Raw genomic sequence first — 9,299 nt, forward strand, 5'->3', positions numbered from 1 at the left:
CAACCCGCCGACACCCGAAGCGGCGGCGGCATAACCGAGGCGGAAAACCACTTAGAAAACGCCCGGAACCTGTTCAGAGCAACCGAACCACCTCTTCCTCCGCCGCTTCAAGCTTCTGGCGAAGGCCGGGCGGCAGATGGTCGAGCCCGTCAAAGCCGAAAGCCGGGGTGCCGTCAAAGCTCCTTCCGTTCACGAAGAAGTCCAGTTCGTCGCCCAGCAGTTCGACGGCGAGGTTGATCGTCACAAGCGCGTTCACAGGCACTTCGACGTTTGGGTTTTTGTTCAGCATGGCCATTGCAGTCTACTCTCAGATGGGGAGCGCTGCGTGTCGTGCCCGGGGAAGCATCGCGGACCTAAACCGACACACAGCGCAACCGGGTTGGTTTCGCTTCGCATGTCGGCTCGCGGATGGTCCTTGCGTCCGCGACATGGGGCCTAGCCGCACCTCCGCCCTTGGGCGGGGCTCCCCTCATGGGGATGGTTAGCGACCACTGTGCCGTGGCCCACCTAACCCGAAGATGGGGCCGCCCGGGCCGTGCGTCAACAGCAAGTTTTCCCTGAGCAGGTGTGCACCCGGAAGCTGGCATCCTATCTGTCAAGGCGTGCCCGAGAACAACCCGGAGATAGACGCCCAAACAGATGCTGGAAGGTTGGGGTTAAATGCAATTACCAAGCCAACTATGCTCGCAGTTCCTGCGACAAGCTGAAAGGTCCGGTTCTCCGCAGCGAAGTTGATGAAGGTACGAAGACGCCCGCCGTGCATCTCCCACCACGTTGTGTTGGTCTTCAAGGAGCGGTCCCGGGCGCGGCCCGCGAGGTTGGCAATCATGTCCACCTTCCGCAAAGTGGACTGGTGAAGGCCGACAAAGTTCCCCTGCTCGAACGCCTCCGCTTCGGATGCGCCATTCAAGAAGTCTCGCGGCTGAATCTTGTTCTTGTCGAGAAGTGTCGTCAGCCGAGGGTGCCCGGTGTACCCAACGCCGTAAATGTCGATCAGCAGCCGGGCGAGGTCAAATTTGTTCTCGTCCGGGATGATGAACGCGGGGGTGCCGCCCAGCACTCGGTATCTGTGCTCAATGGCGGCGAAACCGTAGTTGATGTCCCTCATGTTCCAGTGCAGGTACTTCATCCCCCGATGCCCGCCGATATGGGCAAAGAAGGCGTCCAGCATCTTCCGCTCTAGGTCATCGTAGTGCGCCGTGATTCCCGCGAGGTCGATACCGTCCAACTCGGCAACTTGGTGAATGGAGAAGGATATAGTTTGCCCTGAGTCGAGTTTGCGAACCGCGATTGAGGTGATCCTGGGCGAGCGCCCGTCAACCCGGTCATAGAAACTTTCGCAGGAGTAGTGCGCCACCCAGACATTCGCTGCGTCGTCAAAGAGACGGTCAATGACTGCCCGAGCAGCTTTCTGTCTTTTCGGATCGGGTGCCGACAAACTTTCTCTCCCTGATTGCAGTGCTGCTGAAATACATCCGTCGAAATGCCTTTGTGGTCAAGGCAATGGCTCTCAGGGCGAGAGCAATCGGCGCGTGTACGAGCTACAGCAGGGGCGCTGCCGAGCCTTACGCGGGCCTTACTTTTCAGCCTTACGCGAGAAAATCCGGGAAAAGAAAAACCCTCTAAGTCATTGACCTAGAGGGCTTATCTTGGCTCCGGCGGTAGGGATCGAACCTACGACCAATTGATTAACAGTCACAAAATCTAGGCGTTGCAGCACCTTGTGAGGCGTTCCGAGAAGTGCCGTGTAATGTCAACAAAACCCTTTATTTTCATTGTTCTGAATGTTGCAGCGCGTTATCATGCAATGCAGGCGATAGCGGTGCGTGATGCGTAAAAATGTTTGCCATATGTTTGCGGCAAACACCAGTGAAAGGACGGGACATGGCAAGGGTGATGCTGACAGATCGGTCGGTGGCGGCATTGCAGCCGAAGGAGAAGCGGTATGACGTTGCGGACAGCAAGCGCGTCGGTTTGCGGCTTCGGGTTTCGACCGCAGGGGTCAAGACGTGGGTTTTCGTGAAGCGCATCCGAGGCGAAAGCATCTTGCGCAGCCACACGCTCGGGCGGTTTCCGGCGATCACCTTGTCCGAGGCACGAGAGAAGGCCCTGACTCTCGAAAAGGAGGCAGTTGAGGGTGTGGACCGCAAGGCCGAGGCCAAGAATCTGCAAACGGTGCGGGCGATCCTCGACCGTTACGACGAAATGCACCTGGCCCAGCTTCGGACGGGCAAACAGCGCCGCAAACAGTTGGAGGTGGCGTTCGGCACGCGGCTGGACGATCCCTTGAACAAGGTCGAGCGGCGGCACCTGCAAGAGTTCATCGACAAGGTGGCGGGCAAAGGGACCAAGGTTCTGGCCAACCGCTACAAGGCGGCGATCAGCGCGTTCACGGCCTTCGCGTGGAAGCGCGGTTACATCGACCACAATATCGGCGCGGGTCTCGCCAAGGCCCCCGGCAAGGAAAAGCCCCGCGACCGCCTGCTGACTCTGAACGAGGTCCGCGCGATCTATGACGCGGCGGCGCTGCTATCCCCACTGTGGACGCCGATCATCCGTCTCCTGATCCTGACAGCGCAGCGCCGGGGGGACATCGTGGGTCTGCGTCATTCGGAGATCGACACGGACAGGCAGCGCATCGACCTGCCGGGGGCGCGGACCAAAAACGGCAAGGCGCATATCGTCCACTTGTCCGAACCCGCTCTTGAGATCGTCAACGGCGTGACCCCGAAGAATGACCTGATGTTCACGACCACAGGCACGACCCCAGTTTCTGGCTTCTCCAAGGTCAAGGTCGAGATCGACAAGCTGCTGCCCGAGGATATGGAGCCTTGGACGTTCCACGACTTCCGCACCGCCTTCGCCACGATCATGGCCGAGGGTGGGGCAGATGAGGGGGTTGTGGACCGCATCCTCAATCACTCGGCCAGCGCCTCCGCCGCCAGCGCCGTTGCCCGCGTTTACAACCTGTCTGCCCAGCTGGATAAACGGGCCATCGTCCTTGATCGCTGGGCCGAGCTGGTGACGAAACGCACCGCCAAGGTGGTGAGTATCGCATCGTGACAGCGGACCAGAGCCTTCCCCCTGTGGAAACCATGAAGCAACGCGTCCGCGAACGGCTGGCCGAACTCGCGGGTTGCCCAAGCGAAGCAGAAACCCCGTATGCCCAGCGATTGCCGCTTGGGCGGTTCTTCGATCTTGATCCCTTCTCACTGGAAACGGCACAGGTCATCGCTGCGGCGGAACCCAATGCTTGGGGGGCAAAGCGGCTATTTTGTAACTTCCTATATGGCTATGAAGCAAACCTTGAACCTCATTACGGGGACGACGATTTTGCCTCCACAGAGGTAGATGCCCAAAGAGAACATCTTCGGGTTTCACATATCGCCTATCAAAAAGCCGTCCTTGCTGCGTTGGCAGGGGACGCAAAGGTGCACCCATACATCTACGATCTCATTAAACGATTTCTGGACGATATTGACGATTCCGAGTTTCAAATTGATCCATCCGTCAGGTCCGCATTCCGAGATGCTCTGCGAATGCCACGCCCATCTGGAAAAGGTGGTGCCAAGCAAGCAACGAACATATTTCGTGACTTGATTATTATTGATTTGGTTTCCGACCTGATCAAGACGTTTGTTGGTTTGCCCGCTACGTTCTCAAGAACAAAGAGCGAAAAAAAGGGAAAACCCGGAAACAAGAATGCGTGTGACATTATCACGATGGTGTGGAATGAAGAGTTTAAGGGGCGCACCAAGACGAGGGACGGTGTGCCTATTGGAGAAATTGCGTCTAGGCCTCTAGCTGAAACCGCAGTGCGCAATGTTTGGGAAAAGCGAAACCAGAATGAGTTCTATCAGCTCTGGTGTGACTATCGTCAAAGGAATCCTTCTTCCTAACCCGGCATAGATTTCGTCCCTAAAGTCGTTCTCATCGTTATTTGCGACATGCGTTTCAGGTCGCTGCATATTGTCGTCATCAACGCATGAGGCGACGATGGAACCCAATGACCCCAATAGACTGCTACGCGCCAAGCAGGTTGCAGAAATGACCGGGCTTTCGGTCAGCACCTTCTACGCACAAATCCGGCGTGGCGAATTTCCCAAACCACTGCAACTCAGCCCCAATGCCGTAGCATGGCGCTACGGCGATATTGTCGGCTGGATCAACTCCCTTCAAGAGGCCGCACGATGAACAACGAAATCCTGCAACGTGTTCGGGTGGTCCTACAGGGCAGCGCCGCCCTTACGATGGACAATGTTGTCTATCTTATCGGCGAGGCCGAAGGGGAAAAGGATCGGCTCACGCGCGAGATCGCGGCAGACGGCCAACTGCTCATTGAGCATACGACGCCGGAAGAGCAGTATCCCGAAATCCGGCAGCGGATGGACGACAACACCGAGAACCGCGACCGTCTCACTCTGTGGTTGCCTCAGTTGCGTGACCTGCAAGCAGAAATGGCCAAGGCTGAACTCGCTGCGTGGCAGGACGGGCGCTACAAGAACACAGTCAAGCGTGCCAAGAACTTCGACAGGGTGATGGACAAGTATTTCGACGCTTTGGCAGAGATCGCAGCCGAGTTGAACGGCTATCAGGCCCTTCGGCAGGAGATTGCGATCTTCAATACTCCGGCCCAACCTCATATGCTGGTCAACCCGCAAGATCGCTTGGTCAACAAGTATCCGCGTATCAGCGTCTCAACGCCCGATGCTGTCGTCCGGGGGCTGGTGCTCGTTGATCGCGCTGGCAGCATTGTCTACTCGAACCCCGATCCTTATGATCGCGGTCCGGTCACGATGGCTCGCGCTCCCGGCGGGACGATCCAGCCTGTCGTCGCCGGACACTTTGCCTCGGTCGTCGCTGACTATCAGCGCGAGAAGGATCAGTTCGATGCCGCGCAGTACCAGTATGGCGAGTGGCAGCGCGAGGCAGCGCACAATGGCCTGACCGTCGAAAAGGTGGCAATGCAAACCGGCCTGACCGACGAGCAGTTCAAGACCATGCTCGAGCGCGTGACGGGCCGACCGCTCGATGATGCCAAGTCCGCAGTCCAATCGCGGATCAACACGGTGATCGCGGCTTGCCCGTCAACCGGGCCGGATGCAGGTGTGAAGGCGCAGATCGAGGCGGCGAAAGCGGCAATCGGCGCGACCACCTGACAATTAGGCACCGAGTCGAGCAATTATTTACCTTTGGACAGAATGGGTTATGTTCCGGCGGGTGTTTCGCGCAAACATATGCAGAACATTTTCCCATTCTGCCGGGCTTTCGAGGCAGCAATGACCCTTCTTCCCACCCCTTTTGATGCAGGGGCCGTCTCCCCGTGTTCGGCGCATGACGCAGCCACAGATGGCGCGGCCTCGCCTGCCGATCACCTCTCCGCAACGCGCTATCGGTTCGTCCCAGACGAAATGCGGGCAGGTCGGTGGTGGATGGTCACTCGGGGCAAGGCCCCACACAGGGTAACGCACGGCGGCGGGCAGTTGCGGGTCATAGGAGCAGATTGGACCGACCCCGAAAACCATTGCTCTTTTGCCGAGGCGATGGAGGCGATCAGCGCAGAACCCGCCCTGAACCTCATGCTGATGTTGGGTTTCGGAAACGAATTTGTGTGCGTTGACATTGACCCGCTGGAGAAGGTCGCCCCGGATCGTCTCGAACAAGCAATGGCTTATCAGAAGCAACTGAGAGAAAGACTGAACCATACCTACAGCGAGGTTTCCCTCTCGGGCAAGGGGACGCACTTTGTCGGCATCGCCCGCCCGCTGGTTCCCGGCACCCGAAAAACGCAACATCCCGAGTACAAGACGGATCTCCTGTTCAATTACGGCCTAGTGCTGACGGGCGATCACAGGGCGGGAACAACGCAGATTGAAGACATTTCGTCTCAGGTCCGGGCGATACAAACCCACATGGAAAGCGGTGATGGCTCGACGCCAGCCCCTGTCGCGCTCCTGCCTTCCGATGACATCATCACGCCGGGAACCATCACGGATGCGAAGCGGCTCTGGTCGATCCTGTCGGCGGGAAAGAATGGTGATGCCTTCCGGGACGGACGCAAGACGGCCGATTGGTCTGGCACCTACAAGGCGATCCTGAACGCGGCAGCGCAGTTCTGCACTGACGAGAGAATTGTCCGGCAGGTCATTCAGACGAGCGGGCTTGTGCAGCTTGCCGAAGAAAAGGACGGTGTATCACGGGCCGATAAGGTGGACCGCCTTTGGGATGCAGAGTGGCGGGATTCCCTTATCAAGACCGAAAAGAGCCGCCGAGAAGCTGCCGCCGATACTGTGGACACTGGCCCGAAAACATTGGCCGATCTTTGGGATTCAAAGCAAAGCGGATACGTTAGATTCAAGGTTCAGTATAAGGCTGAAAACTTGATTACCGAAGGGATCTATCGCGGCTCGGACGCTGAAACCCTAGCACCCCTATTCCGTTACCTGACACCCGAACGGCAAAACAGCCTATGTAATACTCTTCGGTATGCGAAGAAAGATGATTTGGCGAAACTGTGTCTTGATGCCTGCATCATTGCGCAGACTGACACCGATACTGAGGTTCCAGAGTTGAACGCCTATATCGGCGAAATGATTGCTGAGGAAAGCAGGAATGGGTTTCAGGCGAGATTTAAGGAATACAACAGTAGTTACTACATCATCGAGAATTTCGGTGGGGCTGTTGCAGTATTCCATGATGCGGTTGATCCAGATACCGGCGCTCAGGATATGTGGCGGCTTGCCAAGTTCTTGGAAGCGCGGAATAGTGAGCATGTGCTAATCTCTTTCGATCTTTCAGAAGATAAACCGCAAGTCGAACGTTTTGCCAGAATTTGGTGTGAAAGCCCGAAGGCGCGCCGATATGCGCGGCAGGAGATGCGATTTGACACCACTGATCGGGTAATTGATGTGGGAGGAAAGCAAGTCCTCAACCTTTTCCACGGCTGGGCGACTACCCCTGTCGCGGGAGAATGGCCTGCCATTCGCTATCTGATCCATGAATTGCTCTGTTCGGGAGTGCCCGAGGCATCGGAGTACCTGCTGAACTATGTTGCGCATATGGTGCAGAAGCCGCACGTACTGCCCGGAACGGCGGTCATCCTTCAAAGTGAAGAGCAAGGCACAGGGAAAAGCACTTTCATTTCATTGCTGAGGCAGCTCCTCGGATCACGCTATTGTGCGACCACCTCGGATGCAGAGCATTTGGTTGGAAAGCATAATGATCGCGCCATGAACAAGGTGCTATTGCATTTCGAGGAAGCAGTTGCGCCAAACGACCGCAAAGTGGAAAGCAAGGTCAAGGCTTTGATCACCGACGAAATGGGAAGCTATAACCCAAAGAATATGGGTGTTGTGCAGGCTAGAAATTATGCTCGGGTTTTTATGACTTCCAATGCTCAACAGGTGGCGCATATTGCCCGACATGATAGGCGAATGTTTGTCTTGAACGTGTCGCCCAAGCACGCGAATGACGCAGGGTTTTGGTCGCAGTTTCACACGGCATTTCCACAGGAGATGGAGGCCTTCATGCACGCCATGAGAACGCGCGACATTTCAGAGTTTAGGCCGAACGTCATTCCCTTCACCGAAGCCAAGGATAAGCAAAAGCTGGAATCGGTTGTCGGCCCGGATCGGGTATTGCGCGATCTCTTGGAGGCTGGTCGTCTTCCGGCTTGCTCATACTTCGACGGGCGAGAATGGGAGGTGCGGGTGTCGGCGCTGTCCGATTATTTCATCAAGAACGGTATCAAGGTCGGGCACAGTTTTCCGCAGCCCGCACGGGTATTCGCTCCTGTGGCATTGTCCCCGGTCCGTGTTCGGCGGATCGCCGTCAATGGCGCGGCGTCGAAGTCATGGCGTGTGATAAGCGTCCCGAGATTGGCGGATGCGCGAAGCGCCTTCCTCAAGCACCAGAACATCGCAGCATACGATTGGGGCGATGGGATGGATGACTGGGCGCTGGACTGACCCCGCACTTGCCCGGAGAGGCGCTACAGTTTCTTCCGGCAGGTTTGGCAGAGGCCGCGCCCACCGTCGATGCCAAGGCCGCACCCGTGATCCCTACAGGTCTGTAGGTGAAATGGTACTTCCGCGTGTTGAGCGCCCGTTTCCACCCTATCCTGTGGGGCCTCGCCTTTCGCGCCTGCTGCGCCGATCTTGTTGTGGATCAGGTGCAGTGGGATTGTCACAGCCAACAAAGGCCACGAAAGGACGCCCGCGATCCCATGTCCGACATACATCATCTTGCTTTTGCTCATGTCCGTCCCGTTGGTCGCGCGTGATCGCTCTGCCTCGCGCAAGATGGAGCATGGCGGTGCGGCGTATTTGGGGCGAAATCAGGTCGCGCCTCGAACGTCCGCCCACGTCACACCGCCCCGCAAACTCGCTGTAACCCGTATTGCAGCGCGTTCTGCGTTCGGGGCGACTGTGGGGCGCGCCGATGCGAAACAGCGCGTGTGCGGCGGTATTTGGAGGGCCACTGGCAGCGAAGATCGCATTGCGATTGTCTGCCGGGGGCGGTAGCATCATCGTTGGCACGGCGCGAACGTTCGAGGAAAAATTGACGATAGATTTTGAAAACCCAAATATATTTCAAGTTGAACGGGATTTGAAGTCATACTCTAAAGACTCATTTCCTCCTGTATCAATTAGATGCCCTCACTGTTTGCATATTGGTGCATTTACCGCCGAGACGACAGGCATTCTATATCAAAAAGCGGCAAATCTTAAAGGCGGAAATATTGGGGTTGCCGGGGTTGAGGCCTGCATAAGAATGTGCCCAAACCCAAGCTGCCGGGGAATTGTTCTTGTTGTGCAACCGTCACATGGAAAGGTGACGATCTTACCTCCTGAGCTTATAGATTTCGATGCCAGAAACCTTCCGCCCAACCTGCTCAGAACACTAAATGAAGCAATTGCGTGTCATGCTGCCGGCGCATATAGGGCATCAGCAATGATGGTCCGGCGCCTCTTGGAAGAAATTTGTGATGAAAGCGGTGCGAAAGGGAGAGATCTTCATGACCGGCTGATTGCGCTGAAAACCAAGATTACATTACCAGAGGAGCTTTTTGAGGCGATGGGGGAATTGAAGGCTCTGGGTAATGATGCTGCCCATATTACAGCAAAGAACTATACCAGCATTGGGAAGGATGAATCAGAGGACTCCATCGAGCTTGCGAAGGAAATTCTCAAGTCCAGATACCAATCGGGATCGCCCGACGGATGGTTATGGACAAGGATCAGCGCGCTGGCGTTGAGGAGGAGCGCGCGCTTGGCGATTTCGCGCGGATAGACCGGGAC

The 9,299-nt window shown here is 56.7% G+C and carries 7 protein-coding genes and 2 pseudogenes; 6 read left to right on the forward strand and 3 right to left on the reverse strand.

What is annotated here, in order from left to right:
- Nucleotides 1–73: 73 nt before the first annotated feature.
- Complete coding sequence (locus C8N34_RS25150; RefSeq protein ID WP_108130989.1) at nt 74–295, reverse strand: hypothetical protein; 222 nt, start codon at nt 293–295, stop codon at nt 74–76.
- Nucleotides 296–595: 300 nt separating this feature from the next.
- Nucleotides 596–1,438: a hypothetical protein gene (locus C8N34_RS25155; protein ID WP_199750783.1), complete on the reverse strand. Its 843-nt coding sequence runs from the start codon at nt 1,436–1,438 to the stop codon at nt 596–598.
- Nucleotides 1,439–1,884: 446 nt separating this feature from the next.
- Here C8N34_RS25155 and C8N34_RS25160 point away from each other — a divergent pair, with 446 nt between their 5' ends.
- From C8N34_RS25160 to C8N34_RS27215, 6 genes and pseudogenes are all read left to right on the forward strand, one after another.
- Nucleotides 1,885–3,063, forward strand: a complete 1,179-nt coding sequence (locus C8N34_RS25160) for a tyrosine-type recombinase/integrase (protein ID WP_158640815.1) — start codon at nt 1,885–1,887, stop codon at nt 3,061–3,063.
- Nucleotides 3,064–3,095: 32 nt separating this feature from the next.
- The gene (locus tag C8N34_RS26090; protein WP_145693905.1) at nt 3,096–3,899 is read left to right on the forward strand and encodes a hypothetical protein; all 804 of its coding nucleotides are present in this window, start codon (nt 3,096–3,098) and stop codon (nt 3,897–3,899) included.
- 97 nt (nt 3,900–3,996) lie between these two features.
- Complete coding sequence (locus tag C8N34_RS25165; RefSeq protein ID WP_108130991.1) at nt 3,997–4,194, forward strand: helix-turn-helix transcriptional regulator; 198 nt, start codon at nt 3,997–3,999, stop codon at nt 4,192–4,194.
- Nucleotides 4,191–5,159: a hypothetical protein gene (locus tag C8N34_RS25170; RefSeq protein WP_108130992.1), complete on the forward strand. Its 969-nt coding sequence runs from the start codon at nt 4,191–4,193 to the stop codon at nt 5,157–5,159. The genes C8N34_RS25165 and C8N34_RS25170 overlap by 4 nt, the downstream gene beginning before the upstream one ends.
- A gap of 120 nt (nt 5,160–5,279) precedes the next feature.
- Nucleotides 5,280–7,967 (forward strand): primase-helicase family protein, encoded by a 2,688-nt coding sequence (locus C8N34_RS25175; protein WP_145693903.1) that lies wholly within the window; start codon nt 5,280–5,282, stop codon nt 7,965–7,967.
- Nucleotides 7,968–8,772: 805 nt separating this feature from the next.
- Nucleotides 8,773–9,162: pseudogene (locus C8N34_RS27215) on the forward strand (DUF4145 domain-containing protein); the annotation flags it as partial.
- 44 nt (nt 9,163–9,206) lie between these two features.
- On the opposite strand, the pseudogene C8N34_RS25185 reads toward C8N34_RS27215, so the two are convergent.
- Nucleotides 9,207–9,299, reverse strand: a pseudogene (locus C8N34_RS25185) (JAB domain-containing protein); the annotation flags it as partial.

Source organism: Gemmobacter caeni, from assembly GCF_003054195.1.
Lineage (GTDB): Bacteria > Pseudomonadota > Alphaproteobacteria > Rhodobacterales > Rhodobacteraceae > Gemmobacter > Gemmobacter caeni.